Below are 23,915 nucleotides of genomic sequence, written 5' to 3'. Positions count from 1 at the left end.
CCACGTGCCGGAGGGCGGAAAAACGGCATGAGAAGTCACGACGAGAACAGGGCAGGAATCACGTCCCATGGGAATCTTCACTCAATCGGTCGCCGTTGGATGCACCACGGCAGGGGCCCCGGAACGCCTGGAGTGGAACGGCCGGATCTACGTACTGGCGGCCCAGCCGGTGCGCTGGTACGAGCGGCGCAAGTGGTGGACCGAGGAGCGCCGGGCCGAGCGAGGCCGCGGTGCCGGTCTGGTGGACCACGAGGTCTGGCGGGTCCAGGTGCGCCTGGAGAAGGCACGCAACGCACCATTGCTGACCTTGGACCTCTCCCACCATGTCGACTCCGGCCGCTGGCGGCTGGTCCGCATCCATGACGGCGCCGCCGTGCGCCTCAGGGAGAGCGCTTGATGGGCGCCGCCCCGGGCTTTCCGCATCTGCACGTGGCCAGTGCCTTCAGTTCCCATTACGGGGTGTCCTGGCCCGCTGAGCTGGCCGCAGCCGCCGCCGCGGACGGTGCGGAGGTACTGGCCTGTACTGACCGGGATGGGCTCTACGGCACGGCCAAGCATGTCAGCGCCTGCCTGGAGCAGGGACTGGACCCGGTGCTCGGGGTGGACCTGGCGGTGCGCTGGGGGAACCAGGGCGGTACGCCCCCGTCCGGCACGCCGCACCCCGGCACGGTGCACGGCGCCTCCGCCGGCCGCGTGGTGGTGCTGGCCCGAGGAGGCACGCAGGGCACCGGCTACCGGGCCCTCGTCCGGCTCATCTCGGCCGCGCACGCCCACACCGCGGGTGGCTCTGCCGGGGGAACGCCGTACGTCACGATGGCCGAACTGGCCGATTGGTCCGCCGGCAGGCACCACGGTGCCCCGCCGGAACTGTTCGTGCTGCTGGGGCCGGGATCCGACGTCGGGAGGCTGATGGCCGCGCGCAAGTACACGGCCGGCCGGGCGCTGCTGCGCCAGTGGAAGGCCACACTGCCCGCCGGATCCCTGCGGGTGGAGGTGGTCTGCCATCTCTCTGCGCCGGGGGCGAAGCTGTCAGCCGCCCACGCCGTGAAGATGCTGCGCGCCGCACGGGAGACCAAGGTGCCGGCGGTGCTGACCAACGCGGTGCGCTATGCGACGCCGGACGGGGCCGCCACTGCGGACGTCCTCGACGCCGCCCGGGCCCTGAGCTCCCTCGAGGCCCTCACCGACCTGCAGCCCAACGGGCAGGGCTGGCTGAAGCCCGCGGGATCCATGCACCAGATCGCCCTGGAGATCTGTCAGGCGGCGGGGTCCGGGACGGAGGGGCGGGCCGGCGGCAGTGCCGAGGGGGTCACGGCCCTGTTGGATGACACCCATGCCCTCGCCGATGCCTGCCGCATGGACCCCGGTCCGGACCTGGGCTGGCGGCAGCCCACCGTGCCGGAGGCCTCGGTCATCGGGATCACCGGGGACCCGGTCAGAGCGCTGCGGGACCGCACTCTTGGCAGGGTTGCCGACCGCTTCCCGGGCCTCTATACCGGGACCCGCTTTGCGTCGTCGACCGCCGGTCAGGACCTGGAGAAGCGGTTGGAGCAGGAGCTGGGCATCATCAACCGGCTCGGCTTCGCCAGCTACTTCCTGACCGTGGCCGAGGTGGTGGAGATGATCGAGAAGATGGGGGTGCGGGTCTCGGCACGCGGATCCGGGGCCTCGTCGCTGGTCAACTATCTGTTGCGGATCTCGAACGTGGACCCCATGCGGCACGAGCTGATCTTCGAACGCTTCCTCTCCAACGACCGCTCGACCCTGCCGGACATCGACATCGACGTGGAATCGGCCCGCCGTCACGACGTCTACCATGCGATGTTCGAGCGTTTCGGTGCTGAACGCACCACGCTCATGAGCATGCAGAACGGCTACCGAGCCCGAGGAGCGGTGCGTGACGCCGGGATGGCGCTCGGCATGGAACCGGGGCAGGTGGATACGATCGCCAAGCAACTGTGGCGGTTCTCGGCGTCGAGCTTCCGTGAGGCCATGGACCGGATGCCGGAGTTGCGCGGTTTCGCGGAGCAGGTCGAAACCGGCCGGGCCGCCGGACAGGAGCAATTGGACCTGCTGGTGGACCTCACCGAGCGACTGGACCGGCTGCCGCGGCACATCGCCATGCACCCGTGTGGGGTGATCCTCGGAGACGCCACCCTGCTGGACCGGACGCCGCTGCAGCCCTCCGGGATCGACCTGCCGATGAGTCAGTTCGACAAGCACGACATGGATCCCATGGGCATGCTCAAGCTCGACGTGCTTGGCGTGAGGATGCAGTCGACCATCGCCTACACCCTGGCCGAGATTGAGCGGACCACGGGGAGGACGGTGGACCTCGAGCAGGTGCCCTTCGATGACGAGCCGACCTTCGAACTGATCCGGACCACGCACACCTTGGGCATCTTCCAGATCGAGTCACCGGGCCAACGTGAGCTGATCGGGAAGATGGCGCCCGTGGAATTCAATGACCTGACCATCGATATCTCGTTGTTCCGGCCCGGGCCCATGCAGTCGGACATGGTGCGGCCCTTCCTCGAACAGCGCCACGGTTTCTCCCAGGCACGGTATCCCCACCCGGACCTGGAACCCGTGTTGGCCGAGACACACGGGGTGACGGTGTTCCATGAGCAGGTGCTGCGGACCTTCAACGTGATGACCGGCTGCGGGTTGGCCCAGGCGGATGAGTTCCGCCGTCAGATCGGCGGCCCCCAAGAAGGGGTGGTGGAGGAGTTCTTCCGGTCGGCGGCACTGGCGAAGGGCTACCCGCCGAAGGTCGTCGACGAGGTCTGGGGGACGCTGCACGCCTTCGGCTCCTTCGGCTTCTGCAAGGCCCACGGTGCCGCGTTCGCCGTTCCCACCTACCACTCGGCGTGGCTCAAGACCCACCACCCCGAGGCGTTCCTGGCCGGGATCTTCGAGCACGATCCCGGCATGTACCCCCGCCGACTGATGATCGCCGAGGCCCGCCGCATGGGCATCCCGGTGCTGCCCGTGGACATCAACGCCTCCACCGATCGGTTCAGGCTCGAGTGGGTGCCCGGCCATCCTGAGATTCCCGACGCCGGCGCCGCGTCCTTCTCGGAGAACGCGCCGGCCGCTGGGAGCCGGCCGGACGGCGTCGGGCCGGGGAATGCTGCAGGGCGCTGGGGGATCCGGCTCGCACTGAACGCGCTGTCTGGGCTGAGCGAGACGGAGATCAAGAGGATCGTGGCGGGGCAACCCTATGCCTCGCTGGCCGATGTGCGGGACCGGGCCCGACCGACCCGGAGGAACCTCGAGCGGCTGGCTCAGCTCGGTGCGCTGGACTGCCTCCTTCCGCCGGGCGGGGCCTCGCGCACGGACCTGGTGCACCATCTGGAACTGCAGCACGGCGGGCAGGCGGAAGGGCTGTCGGGGCGGAGGAAGCGGTCCGGGGGGCGCCAGGTCGACGGTCAGCTCTCCCTGGAGTTGCCTGATACCGAGGCAGCGGCGATCGTGCCGATGTTCCCGGAGCCCAGTCGGGACCAACGGGTGCGGACCGAGCTCGATCTGACCGCCATGGACACGACCGCCCACTTGATGGAGTCGCACCGGCCGTACCTGGAGGCGCTCGGGGTGACGGCGGCGGAGGACCTGCTCGGGTTGCGGTCACAGTCGCGGGTGCTGGTGGCCGGGGTGCGGGTGGCGACGCAGACCCCGCCCATGCGCAGCGGCAAACGCGTGGTGTTCATCTCCGTGGACGACGGAACGGGTTGCGTGGACGCCTCATTCTTCACGGAGGCCCAGCATGAGACCGGTGAGATGCTGTTCTCGGCCCGGCTGATGCTGATCGAGGGCACGACGCGACGGACCGGTCCCAAGGCCATCAGCCTGCAGGCCATTCGTGCCTGGGACCTGCACCGGCCCGAGTCCCTGCCTGATCCGGACCATCTGGAGGGCACGCGGGACGAATGGCGGGCCTGGCTGCGCCGGGACCGGACCCGGGCGGGTGCGCCACCTGCTCCGGTGCCGTGGGGTCCTGCTGCCTCATCAGCCGCCCAACAGCAGGAGACCGGTGGCTCGCGTCAGGTGGCGGGGGCCACCGCGCGGCGTCCCGACATCCCTCACCATGACACCGGGTCCTGGCCGGTCAAGGTGCGCGGCCCGGTGGGAGTTCCGGAGGGTGCCTCGGCGACGGGCGGAAACCGGTCTGCCCCAGAACGTGCGACGATCGGACCATGACGAGCACATTCACGGTGGTGACCCCGTCGTCGCACGCAGCCGAGCGGCTCTTCGAGCTCTCCCTGAGCATTGACGAGCATCTCGGATCGATGGCCGCCTCCGACGAACAGGCCATCGACGGCGTGACCTCGGGGCAGATCGGTCTCGGCGAGACCGTCACCTGGCGGGCCCGGCACTTCGGGATCTGGTTCACCATGACCTCCCAGATCACCGAACATGACCGTCCCCGTCGGTTCGTCGACGAGCAGATCACCGGCCCCTTCCGCTCCTTCCGCCACGTCCACGACTTCTCGAGTGAGGTCCACGGATCCGCGGGAGCCGGACTCGCAACGGCCGGGGGAACCGCTCAGAGGGCGAGCACCATGACGGATACGATCACCGTGACGTCGCCTCTCTTCGGACGCCTGGCCGAAGGGCTGATCCTGGTGCCCTACCTCCGCCGGCTGATCCGGCAGCGCAACCGGCATCTGTTAGCCGTTCTTGACGCCGAAGCCACGGCTCAACGCCAGAAGAAGTGATGCTCCATCCCACTGGGGCTCAGGACACTCTCATGATGGAAGCGGTCCTCGAAGTCCGTCGGACTGGTCCACAGTCGCAGTCCTGAACCGATGTCATGGGGTGCGACGGCGATGTGCAGGTCCTCCACGAGGCCTGCTTCGAGGAACTCCAGCACCGTCGTGACACCACCACCGAGGCGGACGTCCTTGCCCTGCGCGGCGTCCATGGCGATCCTCAGTGCCTCGGACGGGCTGGCATCGAGGAAATGGAACGTCGTGTCGCTGAGCGAGAAGGACGGGCGCAGGTGGTGCGTCAGCACGAACACCGGGGTGCGGAACGGCGGATCATCACCCCACCAGCCCTTCCAGTCCTCGCTCGTCCAAGGGCCCCGGAACGGACTGAATTTGTGGCTGCCCATGATCTCGGCCCCGATGTTGTGGGTGAAGTCGCGGACGATGTGGTCGTCCACACCCCGGGAGCCGCCGGGATCCGTCCGATTGGGCCAGCTGTCCGTTGCCCCCGCCCACTGAGTCAGGGGGCCCGGGTCCACATGACCGAAGGGGCGTTCCAGGGTCTGGTCTTCCCCTGCGGCGACGCCGTCTTGCGAGACAAAGAAGTTCTGGACTTTGAGTCGTTGAGGCCTGCGCCGGTGAAGCGGCTCGCCGGTGGGGGAATCTGTCGTGGAAGGCATAGGTACATCCCGGTTCTGGGCTGCATTGTCAGCAGTCGGACGCTGGTGGTTGCCCCGAGTGTAGAAACGCACGACGTCGGATGGCCAGATACGTGGTGCGTGCACCTCCTGCACAGGCGACCGAATGCAGGAAGATGTCCACCTTCTGCGGTGGGGGCGCTTATCGTGTCCCGGCATCATGATCGAATATATGTACTAGGCGGACAACTTGGTGAGGTCGCAACTACACGGGGGAGGAGCACCGGTGATCGAGAAGGGCGAGTTGGCAGGGCTGGACCTGCCCAAGTTGCTGGCAGCCTCCCGCCTCCTCCTGGAGGAGCTGGCGGCACGGGTCTCGGATCCCCGGCTGCCGGATGCCGTCGACCGCATCCCGGATGGGCCGGCCCATGATCGTTCCTCGGAGTGGGGGCTGTATGCCCATGCGGACAGGGTGCTCGACGAGAGGGGCGGCGCGGACCCGGATGAGTTGCTGGGCGAAGAATCTCGGAACGGCGAGTCTCCGAACGGCGAGACCCTGGGTGTCACCGCGGAAGCTGTGCCGGAGGGATGTCTGCCGGTCGTGCTGTCCCGGGTCGAGGAGCTCGGCCGATGGGTGGATGTGGCTCGAACGGGGTTGGCGGGACATGTGGGCCACGTCTTCGAAGGGCATGCGACCCGTCGCGGCGTGTTGGGGATACCGGAGGGCAAGTGTGCCTACCGCAATGGGGCGGACTACCTCCAACAGGTCCTGCGCATCCCCCGTCATGAGGCGAAGAAGCGTGTCCGCCGCGCTGCCCGTGTCATGCCGCAGTTGTCACAGGACCGCGCCCAGGTGATTCCACCCGAGATGACTGCACTGGCCGGCACTGTGGCCTCTGCCCAGGCCGACCTCGCCGCGGTGGACACGGTGTCGGATGCCCTTACGTCTGCTCGTGCCGATGCGGCCCGGGCCGGAGCACCGAAGGACCACATCGACCTCTTGATCGCTGAGGGGGAGCGGGTATTGGTTGCCCAGGCGCAGGAGATGGACCCGGACGCCGTACGGAAGGTGTGCGCGTACTGGCGCCAACGCTTCGACGCTGTGGTGAATCCCGATGGTCTCGAGCCCACCGAGGCGCAGATGAACGCGGCCCAGGGGCTCTTCTATCACGGCAAGGGCACCGCGAACCTGCACCGCTGGTCCCTGCTGGCGACCGACGGCCAGCATGAGACGCTGAAGACCCTCGTGTCCGCGTCCTCCAACCCTCGCAGGTCTGCTGACGAGCAGCCGGGTGCCGAGGTGTGGGGGGAGCATCTGGATGTTGCGGACTCGCTGGATTCCCGGAGCCGGGCCCAACGGGAACTGGATGGACTCATCAGTGCTTTGACCGGTGCACTGGCCTTGACGAACCAAACGACTCCCACCGCCGAAGAGGGCGGATCTGACCTGCCCGATGCCGGGGGTGGCGGTGTCAGGCCCCAGGTGCTGGTGACGATCGACTACGAGTCCCTGGCGGGTCACTACACCAGCGTGAAGGGCAGCGCCGGCACCGGTCACATGGTCTCCCAGGCGGCCTATGCGGGTGCAGTCGATCCACAGACCATCCGGCAGAAGGCCTGTGATGCGGACCTGATCCCCATCGTGCTCGGCGGGTCAGGAGAAGTGCTCGATGTGGGTCGATCCCAGAGGCTGTTCACCCGAAAGCTCAGACGGGCCATCGTCGCCCGGGATGGCGGATGCGCGGCGCCCGCCTGTTCCATACCCGCTCCCTGGTGCGAAGCCCACCACATCCGCTTCTGGGAGCATGGCGGGCCCACCAGTGTCGAGAACGGAGTCCTGCTCTGCTCACATCACCACCACGCAGTCCATGCCGGCGCATGGGAGATCGAGGTCAAAGACGGTGTGCCCTGGTTCATCCCTGCCCGCTATCACGACCCCGAACAACGGCCCCGCCGCAACCACTATTGGCGCCCCCGAGATCCAGGTGGTCCTGGCAGTCCGGGGCCCGAGACACCAAGGGGACCAGGGGGACCAGGTCGCCGCGACAATCTCGATGACGCGGCGTGAACCGGATGAACCAACTGAACCAGCTGAATCAACCACCGCCACGCTTCTGACATGCGGCCGTCCGATTCGCACGCCGCCACCAGCGGCACCACGGCATGCACGCCATCAGACGGCGAACCACCCACGACTGCCCTAGAATGGCCGGTGGCTGGCGGTGGCCACCGTATGCCACCGGCCCTGAAGCCCTACCCGAGGAGGAACCGGACCGTGTCCGAGGCGTCGCAACACGAACAGATCACCATCACCGTCAACGCGGAATCGCGGGAGGTGACCTCGGGAACCACCGGCACAGAGCTCTTCGCCGATCAGAAGACCACCGTCGTGATGCGTGTGGACGGCCAACTGCAGGACCTCAGCCGCCAGATTCCGGCCGGCGCCGACGTCGTGGGCGTGGACATCTCGGACGAGGACGGACTCAACGTCCTGCGCCACTCCACCGCCCATGTCATGGCCCAGGCGGTCCAGCAATTGCGTCCGGGCGCCAAGCTGGGCATCGGCCCCTACATCACGGACGGTTTCTACTTCGACTTCGACGTCGAGGAGCCCTTCACTCCGGAGGACCTCAAGACCCTTGAGAAGATGATGCAGAAGATCATCAACTCGAACCAGACCTTCGCCCGCCGCGTCGTCACCGAGGGCGAGGCCCGCCAGGCGATGGCCGATGAGCCCTACAAGCTGGAACTGCTGGGCAAGCAGGAGGATGCGGACGCCGTGGGCGAGGGGGCGAACATCGAGGTCGGCGCCGGCGAGATCACCATCTACGACAACGTGGACCGCAAGTCCGGTGACAGCGTCTGGTGCGACCTCTGCCGCGGCCCGCACCTGCCGAACACCAAGCTCATCTCCAACGCCTTCGCGCTGACCCGTTCAGCTGCGGCCTACTGGCTGGGCAACGAGAAGAACAAGCAGCTGCAGCGCATCTACGGCACCGCCTGGCCCACCAAGGACGATCTGAAGGCATACCAGGAGCGACTGGCCGAGGCCGAGCGCCGCGACCACCGCAAGCTGGGTGCCGAGATGGACCTGTTCTCCTTCCCGGACGAGCTGGGCTCCGGCCTGCCCGTGTTCCACCCCCGCGGCGGCATCATCCGCAAGGAGATGGAGGACTACTCGCGTCAGCGCCACACCGAGGCCGGCTACGAGTTCGTCTACACCCCGCACATCACCAAGCAGCACCTCTACGAGATCTCCGGACACCTCGACTGGTATGCGGACGGCATGTTCCCGCCCATGCAGATCGACGAGCAGCGTGATCCCGTCACTGACGAGATCACCAAGCAGGGCCAGAACTACTACCTCAAGCCCATGAACTGCCCCATGCACAACCTGATCTTCGCGTCGCGGGGCCGCTCCTACCGTGAGCTGCCCTTGAGGTTGTTCGAGTTCGGTCAGGTGTACCGCTATGAGAAGTCCGGTGTGGTGCACGGCCTGACCCGCGTGCGCGGGATGACGCAGGACGACGCCCACATCTACTGCACCAAGGACCAGATGAAGGAGGAGTTGACCACCACGCTCACCTTCGTCCTGGACCTCCTCAAGGACTACGGCCTCAACGACTTCTATCTCGAACTGTCCACCAAGGACCCCGAGAAGTACGTCGGCGAGGACGCCGTCTGGGAGGAGGCCACCCGCACCCTCGAGGAGGTCGCCACCGCCTCCGGCCTGGACCTCGTCCCGGATCCGGGCGGCGCCGCCTTCTACGGCCCCAAGATCTCCGTCCAGGCGAAGGACGCCATCGGCCGCACCTGGCAGATGTCCACCATCCAGTTGGACTTCAACCTGCCGGAACGCTTCGACCTCGAGTACCAGGCCGCGGACGGCACCCGCCAGCGCCCCGTGATGATCCACCGCGCCCTCTTCGGGTCCATCGAACGCTTCCTCGGTGTGCTGACCGAGCACTACGCCGGCTCCTTCCCGGCCTGGCTGGCCCCGGAGCAGGTCGTGGCGATCCCGGTCGCGGAGGCCTTCAACGACTACCTGGCCGAGGTGGTCACCCAGCTCAAGGCCCAGGGCATCCGTGCCCGCCTTGACGACGGATCCGACCGCTTCCCGAAGAAGATCCGCACCGCCTCGAAGGAGAAGGTGCCGTTCGTGCTCATCGCCGGTGGCGAGGACGCCGAAGCAGGAGCGGTCTCCTTCCGGTTCCGGGACGGCAGCCAGGACAACGGCGTGCCCGTCAGTGAAGCCGTCGAACGCATCGTGAACGCCGTGAGGAACCGGGAGACCCAGTGACCCCGGAGCCGAGCCCGAGCGGCAGCCCCCCGGCCACCGACGACTTCGAACTCGCCGGAACACCGGACGGTTTCCAACGACTGTGGAACCCGCACCGGATGGCCTATGTCCGTGGGGGACAGGACCAGGTCAGCGGGGAATCCACGTGCCCTTTCTGCGCCGCTCCGGGTCGATCTGACGAGCAGTCACTGATCGTCGCACGGGGCAGGACGGCCTTCGTGCTGTGCAACCTCTACCCCTACAACGCGGGGCACCTGTTGGTGTGTCCCTACCGCCATGTTCCCGACTACACGGACCTCACCGTGGACGAGACCCTGGAGATCGCCCGGCTGTCCCAGATCGGCATGACGGCACTGCGTGCCACGGCGAAGGCCACCGGCTTCAACCTCGGCATGAACCAGGGCAAGACCGGCGGCGCCGGCATCGCCGCCCACCTGCACCAGCACATCGTTCCGCGGTGGGGCGGAGACGGCAACTTCCTCCCGATCATCGCCGAGACCAAGAACATCACGGTGACCCTGGATACGGTCCGCGCGGCCGTGGCCGAAGCCTGGGCAGAAGCGGAAGCCGCTTTCGACACCCACCAGGCGACCACCGCCACGGAACAGCGCGGCTGATGCTCAACCGCTACGCCCGGGCCCTGTTCACCCGGATCTTCACGCCGGCGGCCAGGTTCCTCCTGGCTCGCGGCGTCTCGGCGGATGCCGTGACCATCGTCGGGACACTCGGCGTGGCACTGGGGGCACTGATCCTGTTCCCGTTGGGTGAACTGTTCTGGGGCACCATGGTCATCACCCTCTTCGTCTTCTCGGACGTGCTGGACGGGGTCATGGCCAGGATCGCCGGAACGACGGGCAGGTGGGGAAGCTTCCTCGACTCCACCCTGGACCGGGTCCAGGACGCCGCCGTCTTCCTGGGACTGATGCTCTGGTTCTTCGGGGCAGGAGACTTCTGGATCGCCGGCGTGGCTGCCGCCGCCAGCATGGCACTCGGCATGCTGGTGTCCTATGTCCGCGCCAAGGCCGAATCATTGGGCTTCGACGCCAATACCGGCATCGCCGAACGGGCGGAGCGGCTCGTGGTGACACTGGTGTTCGCCGGCCTGACCGGCCTCGGCCTGAACCCGTGGGCCCTGGCCGTGGTCCTCCTGCTGCTGGCGGCGGCGTCCGCCATCACGGTGGGCCAGCGCATGGTCACGGTGTACCGGCAGTCCCGGAGGGTCCGCGAGACCGACGGCGGACAGTAGACCCGCCCCTGCGCAATCGGAGTCTTCTGCGCCACAATGGATGGATGAGCGAGCCCTTCACGGACAGCACTGAGGCTGTCACCGACCGACCGCTGAACCTCCCCGAGTACTTCCTGCTGCTCTGCCTGGATGACGAGAAGGGCAAGCTCCTGCTCGACGGGCCGACCGCCGGGATGGGGATCGCCGGGGCCGCACTGGTGGAATTGGCGCGCCGGGGCCGGCTCGAGGTCACGCGGAGCACGGTGCGCTCGATCGAGCATCCGCAGCAGGTCTTCGCCGCTGATCCGAATCCTCCGGCCTGGGCGCACAGCACTGGGCTCGAGTGGCCGCTGGAGCAGGTCTGGGACATCATCCGCGCCTTCACCCGCCATCGCGACGCCGAGCAGTGGATCAACCGATTCTCACGTCAGACGCTGCGGGACGCCGTGGCGGCCTCACTGGTGAAGCGGGGCATCGTGGAGGAGGACGAGAGCACGGTGCTGTGGATCTTCCACCGGACGCGCTACCGGGAGCGTGACGAGCACTTCGAGCACGAGCTGCGGGACAGGATCCGTGGTGTGCTCATGGACGGTCAACCGGCCGACGACGTCACGTGGCCGCTCATCTCTCTGATGCGCACCACCCGCCTGCTCCACCGGCTGTTCCCGGACGTGGACAAGGCGCACATCCGCGCGGCCGCCGTCACCCCGGTGGGCAGCCCCGCCACGGAGCTGTCCATGTCCGAGGCGCTCCTGGCAACGGAGAACGCCGTGGCTGAGGCCCTGACGGCGACGACGGGCGGAGCCTCAGCGCTCGACTGATCCCTGGACCTGATCCCTGGATCTCGTCGGATTCCTCTACGGAGCCGCGATCGGTGCGACGCGAGCCTGCGTCACCGTCACCAGATCTTGCGGCGCCAGTCTCACGTCGAGTCCTCGGCGACCTCCCGACACCAGGACATGGTCCAGAGCCAGGGCCGAGGAGTCGATGACCACAGCGGCTTGGTGCCGCTGGCCCATCGGCGAGATCCCACCCAGCACATACCCCGTGCGTCTCTGCGCCAGGGCCGGCTCGGCCATGGCGACCTTCTTGACCCCGAGCGCGGAGGCCAGGGCCCGCAGATCGAGGGTTCCGGCGACGGGTACCACGCCGGCGGCCAGGGAGTCGTCCGGCAGGGTCACCATCAGGGTCTTGAACACCACGGTGGCGTCCAGCCCGAGCTTCTCGGCGGCCTCCTCGCCGAAGCCCCGGCCGGATCGCTCGTCGTGCTCGTACTCCAACACCTCATGCTCGACGCCGGCCCGTTCCAGCGCGCGCAGGGCGGGCGTCGACGCGGTGGGCGCGGGCTTCTTGCGGGTCATGGGGTGTCCGGCCCGTCCGGCACGGCCGGCGGAAACTCGGCCTGCTACCGGTTCAGCCCGCCAGCTGGTCTGAGATGTTGCGCTTGATGCGACCGAGCATGGCGGACATGCCCCGCAGCCGCAGGGGAGTCAGGGCCTTCTGGAGGCCCAAGCGGGTCGAGAGGTCCTCGGGGACGGCCAGGACCTCGGCGGCCGGCAGGCCGTTCAGGCTCTGCGACAGCACCGAGGCGAAGCCGCGAGAGGTGGGAGCCTCGGGCGGGGCGGAGACGAACAGGCGGACGATCGACTCGGCGGTGGGGCCGGCGTCGGGCGCGGTGTTCTCCAGCTCCACGGCGAGGAACAACGGCGTCTGGCACTCGATGACCTGCTCCATCTGGTCCTGATGACCGGCATAGCGCTCGGGCAGGGTCGGCAGCTCCTCGGAGAACTCCAGCAGCAGTTCCAGCCGTTCCGGGTCCGGGACGGCCCGGAAGTCCTCGACGATCTCGTGGAGCTTCTCAGGGAGTTCGGTGGTGGTCATCGTGGAGTGGGTTTCCTTCCAGAGTGATCGGTGAAGGCCGGTGAAGGCCGGTGATCACCGGTGACGGGCGATTCTGTCCCTTAAACACCGCTGGGGTGCGATCTATGCCGCACCCCAGCCTAGTCCCGGCCGGCCTCGCAGCCCACCGGTGGCCCACCGGTTGCCCACCGGCAGTCTGCCGGAGCCCGGTCACTGACCGGCCGGTGCCTCGCCGCGCTCTTCGCCCACGGCGATGGGCAGGCGCACGGAGTTGCCCCACTCGGTCCAGGAACCGTCGTAGTTGCGGACCTTCTCATAACCGAGGAGGTGGCGCAGCACGAACCAGGTGTGCGATGACCGCTCGCCGATCCGGCAGTAGGCGACCACGTCGTCGGAGGTGCCGAGGCCGGCGTCGTTCCGGTAGATCTCCTCCAGTTCCTCGCGGGACTTGAAGGTGCCGTCCTCGTTGGCTGCCTTCGCCCACGGTACGGAGGCGGCGGTGGGGATATGCCCGCCGCGCAGGGTGCCCTCCTGCGGGTAGCCGGCCATGTGGGTGGTCTCACCGGTGTACTCGAGCGGCGAGCGGACGTCCACCAGGGGCTTGCCGAAATGGGCCAGCACGTCCTCGCGGGAGGCACGCTCTGTGGAGTCGTCGCGGTCGATCACGGGGTAGTCGACCGGTGTCACCGACGGGACCTCCCGGGTCGTCTCGCGGCCCTCGGCGATCCACTTGTCACGGCCGCCGTCCATCAGGCGGGTGTCGGCGTGGCCGTAGAGCGTGAAGACCCACAGCGCATAGGCGGCCCACCAGTTGGACTTGTCGCCGTAGAACACCACGGTCGTGTCCCGGCTGATGCCCTTGGAACCGAGGACGCGGGCGAACTCCTCCGGACCGACGAAGTCCCGGGAGACGGGATCGTTCAGCTCGGTGTGCCAGTCGATCTTGAGGGCGCCGGGAATATGGCCGGTGGAGTAGAGGAGGGTGTCCTCGTTGGACTCAAGAATGACAAGGTTCTGGTGGTTCTCACCCTGAACATGGTCGGCGACCCACTGTGTGGACACGAGCTTCTCCGGATGCGCATAACCGGAGAAATCGGGGGAGGGATCAGCGGTGAGGTGAACGGACGCGTCAGGCGAACTGGAGGATTCAGTGGTCATTCTCTTACATTACGCCACGGGCCCCGGTGGTAATTGGTGAGGGTTGCCTTCATTGAAATCAGTGGACATCGGCATGCGGCGACCGCCGGTAGAGTTACCGTCGTCATGGCCGGGTCGCACCGCCTGACCCAATCCGTCACACCCCATCAGGATGGAGCCGCCCGTGGCTGAGACCGTTCACCTCGCAGACCGCACCCCCCAGGTGTCCGCCGAGGACCTGCTCGCCGGCTTCCACCCCTCCTACCGGTTCGGTGAGGTCTCCTTCGACACCTACATCCCGGACCCGGCCCACCCCTCGCAGGCCGAGGCCGTGAGCCGCCTGCGCGACTTCGCCGCCTCCATCAAGGGCGGCTCGAAGGGTGGCGCCAAGGGCAACGGCGGGGGCCTGTTCGGATTCCTCAAGGGCGGCAAGTCCGGCTCGGTCGGAAGATCCAAGGGAACGACGTCGGCCGCCGGCATCTACCTCGACGGCGGCTTCGGCGTGGGCAAGACCCACCTGCTGGCCTCCACCTGGCATGCCGCGCCGGGCCCCAAGGCGTTCGGCACCTTCGTCGAGTACACCAACCTCGTCGGCGCGCTGTCCTTCCGCAAGGCCGTGGACGTGCTCAAGGAGTACACCCTCGTCTGCATCGACGAGTTCGAACTGGACGATCCCGGTGACACCGTGTTGATGTCACGGTTGATGCGTGAGCTCTCGGACGCCGGGGTGAAGCTCGTGGCCACGTCCAACACCCTGCCCGGATCGCTCGGCGACGGGCGCTTCGCGGCCCAGGACTTCAAGCGGGAGATCCAGGTATTGGCCGATCAGTTCGACGTGATCCGGGTGGACGGCGAGGACTACCGCCACCGTGGCCTGACCGCGGCGCCGGATCCGATGGAAGACGACCAGCTGCTGACGGTGCTGGCCGATCGCTTCCCGGACGCCGCCGTCGTGTCCGAGGACTCCTTCGAGGATCTGACCGCCAACCTGTCGCGGGTGCACCCGAGCCGCTACCGCAAGCTCGTGGAGGACGTCGACGTGATGGTGCTGCACCACGTGGAGACCATCTCCGAGCAGGCCATGGCCCTGCGCTTCGTGGTCCTGGCGGACCGGCTCTATGACAAGGACGTGCCGGTCATCGCCTCGGGCGTGCCGTTCGACCGGCTGTTCACCGAGGAGATGATGAGCGGTGGGTACATGAAGAAGTACTTCCGCACCGTGTCCCGCATGACCGCCCTGGTCCGGGAGGGCCAGATGGGGGAGACGGGGCTGTAGCCCGGCTGATCGGCTCCCGGCTGGGTGGGGGCTGCTGGGTGGGGAGCCACTTCCCCGTGAACGAAAAAATCCCCCGACGACGGTGACCGTCGTCGGGGGATCCTCTGTTCATCTTCAGTGGAGCGGATGACGAGATTCGAACTCGCGACCTCCACCTTGGCAAGGTGGCGCTCTAGCCAACTGAGCTACATCCGCAGGACCAGGATATCCTCGACAGGAGGATCAGTCCGTGCGCGATACTGGGATCGAACCAGTGACCTCTTCCGTGTCAGGGAAGCGCGCTACCGCTGCGCTAATCGCGCCCATGGGCTCCGGCGAACCGGAACTTCTGAGTTGCAGGTCCCCATCCTAGCGGACGGAAACCGATGCGAGGTGGGGACGGGATTCGAACCCGCGTACACGGCTTTGCAGGCCGTTGCCTCGCCTCTCGGCCACCCCACCAGGGATTGGAGACTTGCGAGCGGATGACGAGATTCGAACTCGCGACCTCCACCTTGGCAAGGTGGCGCTCTAGCCAACTGAGCTACATCCGCACAGAAAACTGGTGACCGGAAAAACCAGTCACCGTGATTTCCAACGAGAGATGACTCTAGTGCACGTCAGGTGGGAACGTCCAATCGGGATCTTTCCCGGCGTGTTCTGGCCTGTTCGATCTGTTCCGGCGCGTTCCCACCAGAATCCCCTCCCGGACGGACGCTAACGTGTCCGTCGCAGTGGGAGAATGGATCATCATGACCCAACCCCAACTCGCCCACCAGACCGAACACGGACGCATGTATGCGCGGAGTCTGTCCGGCGTGCCCGAGGTTCCGTCCATCACCACGGTCATCTCGCAGCAGAACACGGACCTCAGCGGCTGGGTCGGTCATATGGCGGCGACCGCCGTCATCGAGGACCCTCGGCTGTCCCAGGCGGTCGGCTCCAAGCCGCAACTGAAGACCGTGGCCAGGCAGGCCTCGAATGCGGCCGAGCGCTACCGGGATGAGGCGGCCGCCCGCGGGGACCGTGTCCACAACTACGCCGAGCAGGTCGGGCTGCACGCCCTCGGCAAGCCGCACCAGATGGCCCAGATGCGTGCGCTGCTCGCCGAGCATGGGGAGGGCGCCTACGCCGACCGGTTCGATGAATGGTGGGACCTCTACGACGTCCGACCCCTCGCCACCGAGATCACCGTCTGGAACGGCACCGTCGGGTACGCCGGGACCTTGGACCTGGTGGCCTCCATCGGCGGCCGCACGTGCATCATCGACTACAAGACCAAGGGCACCACGCGGGACGGGCACGTCAAACCCCTCGACGCGAAGGTCGTCATGCAACTCGTGGCCGGGCTGAAGGCGGAGGAGTCTCTCGTGGACCCCGTGGCCGGGACCTGGGAGCCGTGGAAGTACGGCGATGCGCCGCTGTTGCTGGGGGTGGCCGTCGGACAGACCGAGGTCGTCGCCCACCAGGCCAACCCCCAGGTGTTGCCGGACCACTGGCGCAAGTTCTGGTCGCTCCGCCAGGTCTGGGGCTACTCCCAGGCCGCTGACGGCGCCGGTCCGGCACTGCGACCCATCGGCCCCCCGCCCGCATCCACCGTGCCAGCAGCGTCCTCGGTGCCAGCAGCGTCCCCGGCCCCCGGGGCGCAGATACAGTAGTCGCCGTGACTGTCCTGCCCATCCGCACCGTTCCCGATCCCGTACTGCGCACCCTCGCCGACCCCGTGCCGGTCGGCCGTCGAAACCTGCACCAGCTGGTGCAGGACATGTTCGAGACCATGGACGACGTCGGCGGTGTGGGTCTCGCTGCCCCGCAGGTCGGCGTGGGGTTGAGGATCTTCACCTTCGATGTGGAGGGCCAGCGCGGGCACGTGGTCAACCCGGTCCTGGAGACCTCGGGTCAGAAGCTGACCGAACCGGGGGAGGGCTGCCTGTCCGTGCCGGGACTGCGCTACCACCCCGAACGCTTCGCCGAGGCCACCGTCACGGGCGTCGACCAGGACGGGAAACCGGTGAGCTTTCGGGGCGAAGGTCTGACCGCACGCTGCTTCCAGCACGAGGTCGACCACCTCGAGGGCATGCTCTACATCGACCGGCTCACCGGTGAGGACCGCAAGGATTCACGCCGCAAACTCCGCGACCCCGGCTACGGCCGCATCACCGGCTCCACCCGGGCCGACCGCGCGGCCACGATCAGCTCCAGTTTCGGAGGTTCTCTGTGAGCGCTGCACCGAACACTGCACCGAGCGAGAACTCCACCTACCGGATCCTGTTCGCCGGAACCCCGGACACCGCCGTCCCGTCGCTGGACGCCCTGGTGGACGCCGGCTTCACGATCGCCGCCGTGTTGACCCGTCCGGATGCGCCGGTGGGTCGCAAGCGCGTCCTGACCCCCTCACCGGTGGCCGCCCGTGCCGCGGAGCTGTGCCTGCCGATCCTCTATGCCTCCCGCCTGACTGGCGACGCCGGCCTGGAAATCCTCGACCGGATCGCCGCGCTGGACCTGGACGCGGCCGCCGTCGTGGCCTATGGGGCACTGGTGCCCACAGCCGGCCTGGACCTGCCGCACCACGGCTGGGTGAACCTGCACTTCTCGCTGCTGCCCGCCTATCGGGGCGCCGCACCGGTGCAGCATGCCGTGATCGACCAAGCACCTCAGACCGGTGCGTGTGTCTTCCAGTTGGAGGAGGGACTCGACACGGGGCCCGTGTTCTCGCGCCTGGTCCGTGACCTACACCCCGGAGAGACGTCCGGGGCGGTGCTCGCTGACCTGGCCGTCTCGGGCGCGGAGCTGCTCGCGAGCACGATGGCCGCCATCCTGGCCGGCACCGCGTCGGCCGAACCGCAGAGCGGAGAGCCCTGCCTCGCCCCGAAACTGGACCAGGCTGACGGGTTCGTGGACGCCGCACGGCCGGCGGTCGCTGTCGCCGCCCGGATCAACGGCACCACGCCGGAGCCCGGCGCCTGGGCCCTGCTGGAGGAGAAATCGGAGGCACTGGATTCACCGTCACAGCAGCGGGTCAAGCTCCTCGGTGCCGTTCCGGAGGAACTTCCCGAGGGCGCCGCTGACCTTCCTGCTCCACCACCCGGCCACCTGCACCGCGGCCGCAAGACGGTGCATCTGCAATGCGCGGACGGGACGGTGCGATTGGTGCAGGTCCAGCCCGCCGGCAAGAAACCGATGTCCGCAGCCGATTGGGCGAGGGGACTGCCGGAGGGCACCCGATTCCAGACCGGATCCACGGCAGAGACAGCGACTGAAGGAACACGATGAGCGAGCAGGGCAAGGGCCGCTGGCCAGGACAGCCAGGGAAATCAGGCCGGCCAGGCCAGCCAGGTCGGCCGGAACGCCGCAATGAGCAGCGCAGCCAGGGCCAGGGCCGCAACGAACGCCGCGACGAGCAGGGCCGCAACGAACGCCGCGACGAGCAGGGCCGCACCCGCAACCGCGGCACCTCCGGCGGACCCCGGCAGTACTCGGCGTCGGCACCCTCGCAGCGTCGCCGGTCGGCGGACCCGTCCCGGCTGGCGGCCTTCGAGACGCTGACCGCGGTCAGCAGGGACGACGCCTACGCGAACCTCGTGCTGCCGGGGCGGATCGCCGCCCACCGGCTGGACAAGCGCGATGCCGGCTTCGCGACCGAGCTGACCTACGGAGCCCTGCGCCAACAGGGCTTCTACGACGCCGTGTTGGCCACCTGCGTGGACCGCCCCCTGGACCAGCTCGACCGTCCTGTCCTGGATGCCCTGCGGCTCGGTGCCCACCAGTTGCTCGGCATGCGGGTGCCGTCCCATGCGGCCCTGGACTCGACGGTGTCCCTGGTGCGCGACCAGATCGGTGCCGGCCCCTCCGGCCTCGTCAACGCCGTGCTCCGCAAGGTCACCGCCCAGGAGCGCGAGGCGTGGCTGGACCAACTGGCTCCCGTGGACGAGCAGACCGGTGCCGCCTCGGACGCCGCCCTGGCTATCCGGCACTCCCACCCGCAGTGGATCATCCGCGCCCTGCGTCAGTCGCTGGCCAACCACGGGCGCCCGGCCGAGGGGCGGACGGCAGAACTCGAAGCCCTGCTGGAGGCGGACAACGCCGCCCCGGTGGTCAACCTGGTGGCCCTGCCCGGATTGGGCGACCTGCAGCCTGTGCTCGCGGCCGGCGCGGAACCCGGCCCATTGGTGCCGGGCTCGGCCCTCTACCGCGACGGCGACGCCGGCCGGTTGCCCGGCGTGAAGGAGGGCACCATCCGCGTGCAGGACGTGGGCTCCCAGCTCACGGCCCGTGCCCTGGCGGTGGTCCCCGTGGGGAGTGCCGCGCCGGGTGCACCGGGGGCATCAGGGGATTCGCACGCGCCGGAACGCTGGCTCGATCTCTGCGCCGGCCCCGGCGGCAAGGCGGCCCTGCTGGCCGCGTTGGCCCGCGAACAGGGGGCGACCCTGCTGGCCAACGAGCCGGCCGAGCACCGGGCCAGGCTCGTGGAGAACGCACTGGCCGCCGTGCCGGGCGGAGCGAGTGCGGCTGATGCGGCTGGTGCGGCTGATGCAGGCAAGACCTGGTCCATCCGCTGCGGAGACGGCCGGGACCTGGGGACGGAGCAGCCCGAGGCCTTCGACCGGATCCTGGTGGATGCGCCGTGCACCGGGCTAGGAGCCCTGCGACGCCGGCCGGAGTCCCGGTGGCGGCGTCAGCCCTCGGACTTGGGCCCCCTGACCGAATTGCAGCGCCAGTTGCTGGACTCAGCGGTGGAGGCGCTGAAGCCCGGCGGTGTCCTGGGGTACGTGACCTGCTCGCCCCATCCTGCCGAGACGGTGTTCCAGGTCCAGGATGTGCTCAAGCGCCATCCCGGGCTGGAGCTGTTGGACACCACCGGCTACCTGACGGAGGTGGCACCGGCTCTGAAGGATGCTGGCAGTGAGCCGACTGCGCGCTCTGCCGATTCCGGTAACACCAGCCAGCTGTGGCCCCACCTGCACGCCACCGACGCCATGTTCATGGCTCTCTTCCGGAAGGTGGAGTCGTGAGACACGCCATGCCCCACCACGCGGAGCACTCCCGCGGCATTCACATCCACCCGTCCATCCTGTCGGCCGACTTCGCCCGGCTGGCCGAGGAACTCGCGCGGATCCGGAACGCCGACGCCGTGCACGTGGACGTCATGGACAACCACTTCGTGCCGAACCTGACGCTCGGTCTGCCCGTGGTCCAGGCCATCCGCCGGGCCACCGACCTGCCCCTGGACGTGCACCTGATGATCCAGGACGCCGATCGCTGGGCGCCCGCCTACGCGGAGGCTGGTGCCGAGTCCGTGACCTTCCATGCGGAGGCGGCCGGGGCGCCCCTCCGGCTGGCCCGGGAACTGCGCTCCCACGGAGCCAAGGCGGGCATGGCGCTCAAGCCCGCGACCGCCGTCGAGCCCTATCTGGACCTGCTCGAAGAGCTGGACCTGCTGTTGCTCATGACCGTGGAGCCCGGCTTCGGCGGCCAGCCGTTCCTCGACGTGGTCCTGCCGAAGATCCGGCGCGCCAGGGAGGCGCTGGACGGCTCCGGTGTGCCGGTCGCCCTGCAGGTGGACGGGGGCGTCACCCGGGACACCATCATGCGCGCCGCCGAGGCCGGTGCGGACGTGTTCGTGGCGGGCTCGGCCGTCTACGGAGCCGAGGACCCCGAGGCCGCAATTGACGAATTGAGAAGCGCCCCGCTCCGCTGAGGGCGGACAGACCGTGTGTTGTGGCACAATCGAGTCAACGTGCTCCGGGGTCGGTGTAAATCCGAACCGGCGGTCAAAGTCCGCGACCCGCGCGTCGACCCACACCCGTGGCCATCGACCAGCGGTTGAACCGGTGGAATTCCGGTACCGACAGTTAAAGTCTGGATGGGAGAAGCACGTGCAGCACCGCCGTTCCGGTGGGTGTGGTTTCGCGGTAGCCGATTCGGGCTACCCGGGACCGCCCGACGGGAGGGGCGAATCCGCAGCATGATCCCCCGGAGCCGCCGCGTTCCGAAGGAGGATTCATGGATTTTATGCGGTGGCTCGTCGAACTCTTCAATTGGTACATCCCGGTCGCCGGCGGCGGCCTGTTGATGCGAGAAGTGGTCGGCAACATCTTCGGTCTGGCCTCGGCCCTGGGCGGCATGCGCCGCAAGGTCTGGGCCTGGCCCATCGGCATCATCGGCAACGTCATCCTGCTCACGGTGTTCCTGTCCAGCCTGTTCGGCGGGGCGGACGCCGCGAACCTGCTGGGCCAGGCCGGTCGCCAGATCATGTTCATCACCGTCTCGGTCTACGGCTGGGTGCAATGGCGCCGCGCCAAGGCCGAACGCGCCGGTGACGCAACGGCGATCTCCCCGCAGTGGGCCGGGCTGAAGGCCCGCATCGGGATCGTGGCGACCATGGTGATCGGTACCCTCGCCCTCACGCCGCTGTTCACGGCGCTGGGGTCCTACGAACCCGTCTGGGCGGATGCGTGGACCTTTGTCGGCTCGCTCATCGCCACCTACGGCATGGCCCGCGGCTGGGTCGAGTTCTGGCTGGTGTGGGTGGCGGTCGACGTCGTCGGGGTGCCGCTGCTCTTCAGCGCCGGCTACTACGCCAGTGCGTTCATGTACATGTTCTACGGGGCCTTCACCCTCGTCGGCTTCTTCGTCTGGGTGCATGCCAAGGCGAATGAGAAGCCCGAGGTCGAGACGGTCATGCCGGACCCGACGGTGCGTGTCCCATGAGCGCGTCTGACAGCGTCATTGCTGGCGGCCAGATCGCCGGCCCCCAGGTTGCCGGCCCCCAGGTTGCCGGCACCCAGGTTGCCGGCACCACAGTTGCCGGTCCCGAGGAGGCCCTGACCCTGGCCGTGGCGCAGGCCCTGCGCGGGCCCCGAGGTGCCAATCCGCTCGTGGGAGCGATCATCACCGCCTCGGACGGCAGGGTGCTCGCCTCCGGATACCACCGGGGCCGGGGAACCGCCCACGCCGAGGTCGAGGCCCTGGCCGGCTTCAGCGGATTCGGTAGCTTCAGTGGCTTCAACGAGTCCAGCTCGACCTCGAGGCTCGGCCCCGCAGACGCCACGCTCTGGATCACCCTGGAGCCCTGCGACCACACCGGCACCACCGGCCCCTGCACCGAAGCCATCCTGGCCTCGGGGATCCGCACGGTGCGGTACGCGGTGGCGGACCCCACCGGGCCCGACGGCGGCGGCGCGGCCCGGCTGCGCAGCGCCGGCCTCGACGTGGAACAGGTCGACGCGGATCAGGTGCGGCGTGCCGGGGCGGCCGACCTCAACCGACGGTGGATGCTGGCGCGTGACAGCGGACGCCCCTTCGTCACGGCACATCTCGCCCAGTCCCTGGACGGCCGCGTGGCCGCCGCCGACGGCACCAGCCAGTGGATCACCGGTCCTGAATCCCGGCGGCATGCCCACCGGGTGCGCTCCCGGGTGAACGCGATCATCGTCGGGACCGGAACCGTGCTCGCGGACGATCCGCGGCTGACGGCCCGGGATGAGGACGGCCGTGACCTGCCCCGCCAGCCGGTCCCCGTGGTCCAGGGCCGTAGGGCCGTTCCCGCCGGGGCGGCTCTCAGGGGTGGCGCCTCCTGGGTCCATGTCGAGAGCCATGACCCTCAGGTGGTCCTCGATCAGCTGACCGCCGGAGACGTCGCCGAAGGCAACACCGAACGCCACTCCGTCTCCACCTCGTGGCCCCACGGAGGTACCAGTCCGGGCCATGTCCTGATCGAGGGCGGCCCCACCGTGCTCTCGGCCTGGATGGGGGCCGGCCTCGTCGATGAAGTGTTCCTCTACCAGGCCCCCCTGGTCCTCGGCTCCGGCCCTGCCGGACTCGACCTGCCACAGCACACCACCCTGTCCCACGCCCTGCGCCTGACGCTGGACGCAGCCGAGAACGGCGCCCTCAGCCGGCTCGGGGACGACGTCCTGCTCCACTATGCGGCCCCCTAGGGGCAGAGCCGCGAGCTGCACAGACCCCATGACCCATCACGGACCTCCCGGAGGGAACCCCATGTTTACCGGAATCATCACTGAACTCGGCACCATCACCGAGCTCGAACACCGCCCGGACCAGGACTCGGCGCGGCTCACCATCCACGCCCCGGCCTCGAGTGTCGATCTTCCCCTCGGGGGATCCCTCGCCGTCAACGGCACCTGCCTCACCGCCACGGCGGTGTCCGTGGCCGATGGCGCCAGCACGGAGGACCTGAAGCCCGGCTCGGTCATCGTCGACGTCATCGGTGAGACGTTGCGCCGGACCGCCGTCGGAGACCTGCAAGCGGGGGACCGGGTCAACCTGGAACGCTGCATGCCGGCCTCGGGCCGCTTCGACGGCCATATCGTGCAGGGCCATGTCGACGGCACCGGGACCATCGCCAAGATCGAGGTCCACGGATCGTGGCGCCAGGTCCGCATCGCCCTGCCCTCCGGGCTGGGCCGCTATGTCGCCGAGAAGGGGTCCATCGCCGTTGACGGCGTCTCCCTGACCGTCACGGCCGTCAATGACGTGAACCGAGCTTCGGAGTCAGAAACCCTGTCCGGGGCACCGTCCGGAGCAGCCAACGACTGGTTCGAGATCGGCCTCATCCCCGCCACCCTGGCCGAGACCACTCTCGGCACCCGCAGCGTGGGGGACCGGGTCAACCTCGAGGTCGATGTGGTGGCCAAGTACGCCGCCCGGCTGACGGACCATGACCGCGCCAGTGCCAGTGCCACCGCAGGGCAGGAGGTGGCGGGATGAGGTCCCCAGCACAGCCAACTGAGGCACAGCCGAATCAGGCAGCACCGAACCAGGCAGCACC

Annotated in this window: 21 protein-coding genes, 4 tRNA genes and 1 riboswitch; of the genes, 17 read left to right on the top strand and 8 right to left on the bottom strand. The window is 68.4% G+C overall.

All coding sequences use genetic code 11. The features are described from left to right. Window positions 1–67: 67 nt before the first annotated feature. The 3 genes from ACFFIO_RS00450 to ACFFIO_RS00440 are packed head-to-tail and all read left to right on the top strand — an operon-like array spanning window position 68 to window position 4,718. On the top strand, window positions 68–397 hold the full coding sequence (locus tag ACFFIO_RS00450; protein WP_159550812.1) for a DUF6504 family protein: 330 nt from the start codon (window positions 68–70) through the stop codon (window positions 395–397). Next, window positions 397–4,200, top strand: coding sequence for a DNA polymerase III subunit alpha (locus ACFFIO_RS00445; RefSeq protein WP_378039760.1), 3,804 nt, complete (start codon window positions 397–399; stop codon window positions 4,198–4,200). Before ACFFIO_RS00450 ends, ACFFIO_RS00445 begins: the two co-directional genes overlap by 1 nt. Then, window positions 4,197–4,718, top strand: coding sequence for an SRPBCC family protein (locus ACFFIO_RS00440; protein ID WP_378039759.1), 522 nt, complete (start codon window positions 4,197–4,199; stop codon window positions 4,716–4,718). Before ACFFIO_RS00445 ends, ACFFIO_RS00440 begins: the two co-directional genes overlap by 4 nt. Here ACFFIO_RS00440 and ACFFIO_RS00435 read toward each other — a convergent pair. Next, window positions 4,700–5,389, bottom strand: a complete 690-nt coding sequence (locus ACFFIO_RS00435) for a dihydrofolate reductase family protein (RefSeq protein ID WP_378039758.1) — start codon at window positions 5,387–5,389, stop codon at window positions 4,700–4,702. The two genes, ACFFIO_RS00440 and ACFFIO_RS00435, sit on opposite strands and share 19 nt — an antisense overlap. A 244-nt stretch (window positions 5,390–5,633) precedes the next feature. On the opposite strand from ACFFIO_RS00435, the gene ACFFIO_RS00430 reads away from it, so the two are divergent. The 5 genes from ACFFIO_RS00430 (at window position 5,634) to ACFFIO_RS00410 (ending at window position 11,693) form a co-directional block, all read left to right on the top strand. After that, on the top strand, window positions 5,634–7,415 hold the full coding sequence (locus ACFFIO_RS00430) for an HNH endonuclease signature motif containing protein (RefSeq protein WP_378039757.1): 1,782 nt from the start codon (window positions 5,634–5,636) through the stop codon (window positions 7,413–7,415). A 207-nt stretch (window positions 7,416–7,622) separates the two neighbouring features. Next, a complete protein-coding gene (gene thrS / locus ACFFIO_RS00425) occupies window positions 7,623–9,647 on the top strand; it encodes a threonine--tRNA ligase (protein WP_378039756.1) in 2,025 nt (674 codons plus the stop codon). Then, a complete protein-coding gene (locus ACFFIO_RS00420; RefSeq protein WP_378039755.1) occupies window positions 9,644–10,264 on the top strand; it encodes an HIT family protein in 621 nt (206 codons plus the stop codon). The genes thrS and ACFFIO_RS00420 overlap by 4 nt, the downstream gene beginning before the upstream one ends. After that, entirely contained in the window at window positions 10,264–10,893 is a 630-nt protein-coding gene (gene pgsA, locus ACFFIO_RS00415; RefSeq protein ID WP_378039754.1) for a phosphatidylinositol phosphate synthase, read from the top strand. The genes ACFFIO_RS00420 and pgsA overlap by 1 nt, the downstream gene beginning before the upstream one ends. A 44-nt stretch (window positions 10,894–10,937) precedes the next feature. Then, on the top strand, window positions 10,938–11,693 hold the full coding sequence (locus ACFFIO_RS00410) for a GOLPH3/VPS74 family protein (protein WP_378039753.1): 756 nt from the start codon (window positions 10,938–10,940) through the stop codon (window positions 11,691–11,693). Window positions 11,694–11,729: 36 nt separating this feature from the next. Here ACFFIO_RS00410 and ybaK read toward each other — a convergent pair whose 3' ends face one another. The 3 genes from ybaK to ACFFIO_RS00395 form a co-directional block, all read right to left on the bottom strand. Further along, window positions 11,730–12,233 carry a Cys-tRNA(Pro) deacylase gene (gene ybaK, locus ACFFIO_RS00405; RefSeq protein ID WP_378039752.1) on the bottom strand — a complete coding sequence of 168 codons (504 nt, stop codon included), beginning with the start codon at window positions 12,231–12,233 and terminating at the stop codon, window positions 11,730–11,732. Window positions 12,234–12,285: 52 nt separating this feature from the next. Continuing rightward, window positions 12,286–12,753 (bottom strand): SufE family protein, encoded by a 468-nt coding sequence (locus tag ACFFIO_RS00400; RefSeq protein ID WP_378039751.1) that lies wholly within the window; start codon window positions 12,751–12,753, stop codon window positions 12,286–12,288. A gap of 189 nt (window positions 12,754–12,942) precedes the next feature. Then, entirely contained in the window at window positions 12,943–13,890 is a 948-nt protein-coding gene (locus ACFFIO_RS00395) for a sulfurtransferase (protein WP_378039750.1), read from the bottom strand. Between the two features lie 163 nt (window positions 13,891–14,053). On the opposite strand from ACFFIO_RS00395, the gene zapE reads away from it, so the two are divergent. Further along, a complete protein-coding gene (gene zapE / locus ACFFIO_RS00390) occupies window positions 14,054–15,145 on the top strand; it encodes a cell division protein ZapE (protein WP_378039749.1) in 1,092 nt (363 codons plus the stop codon). Window positions 15,146–15,263: 118 nt separating this feature from the next. On the opposite strand, the gene ACFFIO_RS00385 is transcribed toward zapE, so the two are convergent. The 4 genes from ACFFIO_RS00385 to ACFFIO_RS00370 all read right to left on the bottom strand — a co-directional run bounded on the left by ACFFIO_RS00385 (window position 15,264) and on the right by ACFFIO_RS00370 (window position 15,678). After that, window positions 15,264–15,340 (bottom strand) — tRNA-Gly (locus ACFFIO_RS00385). A gap of 35 nt (window positions 15,341–15,375) precedes the next feature. Further along, window positions 15,376–15,447, bottom strand: a tRNA-Val gene (locus ACFFIO_RS00380). Between the two features lie 68 nt (window positions 15,448–15,515). Further along, a tRNA-Cys gene (locus tag ACFFIO_RS00375) sits at window positions 15,516–15,586 on the bottom strand. Window positions 15,587–15,604: 18 nt separating this feature from the next. After that, window positions 15,605–15,678: transfer RNA gene (locus ACFFIO_RS00370), tRNA-Gly, on the bottom strand. A gap of 198 nt (window positions 15,679–15,876) precedes the next feature. Between ACFFIO_RS00370 and ACFFIO_RS00365 the strand changes: the two genes are divergently transcribed. The 8 genes from ACFFIO_RS00365 to ACFFIO_RS00330 all read left to right on the top strand — a co-directional run bounded on the left by ACFFIO_RS00365 (window position 15,877) and on the right by ACFFIO_RS00330 (window position 23,854). Next, window positions 15,877–16,782 (top strand): PD-(D/E)XK nuclease family protein, encoded by a 906-nt coding sequence (locus tag ACFFIO_RS00365; RefSeq protein WP_378039748.1) that lies wholly within the window; start codon window positions 15,877–15,879, stop codon window positions 16,780–16,782. 5 nt (window positions 16,783–16,787) lie between these two features. Beyond that, window positions 16,788–17,345, top strand: coding sequence for a peptide deformylase (gene def, locus ACFFIO_RS00360; protein WP_378039747.1), 558 nt, complete (start codon window positions 16,788–16,790; stop codon window positions 17,343–17,345). Next, window positions 17,342–18,397 (top strand): methionyl-tRNA formyltransferase, encoded by a 1,056-nt coding sequence (locus tag ACFFIO_RS00355; RefSeq protein ID WP_378039746.1) that lies wholly within the window; start codon window positions 17,342–17,344, stop codon window positions 18,395–18,397. The genes def and ACFFIO_RS00355 overlap by 4 nt, the downstream gene beginning before the upstream one ends. After that, window positions 18,394–20,136 carry an RsmB/NOP family class I SAM-dependent RNA methyltransferase gene (locus tag ACFFIO_RS00350; protein ID WP_378039745.1) on the top strand — a complete coding sequence of 581 codons (1,743 nt, stop codon included), beginning with the start codon at window positions 18,394–18,396 and terminating at the stop codon, window positions 20,134–20,136. Before ACFFIO_RS00355 ends, ACFFIO_RS00350 begins: the two co-directional genes overlap by 4 nt. Before the next feature lie 8 nt (window positions 20,137–20,144). Then, window positions 20,145–20,822 (top strand): ribulose-phosphate 3-epimerase, encoded by a 678-nt coding sequence (rpe, locus tag ACFFIO_RS00345; RefSeq protein ID WP_378039780.1) that lies wholly within the window; start codon window positions 20,145–20,147, stop codon window positions 20,820–20,822. Between the two features lie 36 nt (window positions 20,823–20,858). Next, a riboswitch (FMN riboswitch) is annotated at window positions 20,859–21,003 on the top strand. A gap of 124 nt (window positions 21,004–21,127) precedes the next feature. Further along, window positions 21,128–21,835 (top strand): nicotinamide riboside transporter PnuC, encoded by a 708-nt coding sequence (gene pnuC, locus ACFFIO_RS00340; protein ID WP_378039744.1) that lies wholly within the window; start codon window positions 21,128–21,130, stop codon window positions 21,833–21,835. Continuing rightward, a complete protein-coding gene (ribD, locus tag ACFFIO_RS00335) occupies window positions 21,832–23,064 on the top strand; it encodes a bifunctional diaminohydroxyphosphoribosylaminopyrimidine deaminase/5-amino-6-(5-phosphoribosylamino)uracil reductase RibD (RefSeq protein ID WP_378039743.1) in 1,233 nt (410 codons plus the stop codon). Before pnuC ends, ribD begins: the two co-directional genes overlap by 4 nt. A gap of 61 nt (window positions 23,065–23,125) precedes the next feature. Next, entirely contained in the window at window positions 23,126–23,854 is a 729-nt protein-coding gene (locus tag ACFFIO_RS00330) for a riboflavin synthase (RefSeq protein ID WP_378039742.1), read from the top strand. The last annotated feature ends 61 nt before the right edge of the window (window positions 23,855–23,915 follow it).

Source organism: Citricoccus parietis, from assembly GCF_042433045.1.
GTDB lineage: Bacteria > Actinomycetota > Actinomycetes > Actinomycetales > Micrococcaceae > Citricoccus > Citricoccus parietis.
This window is presented reverse-complemented; position numbering and strand designations above follow the sequence as displayed.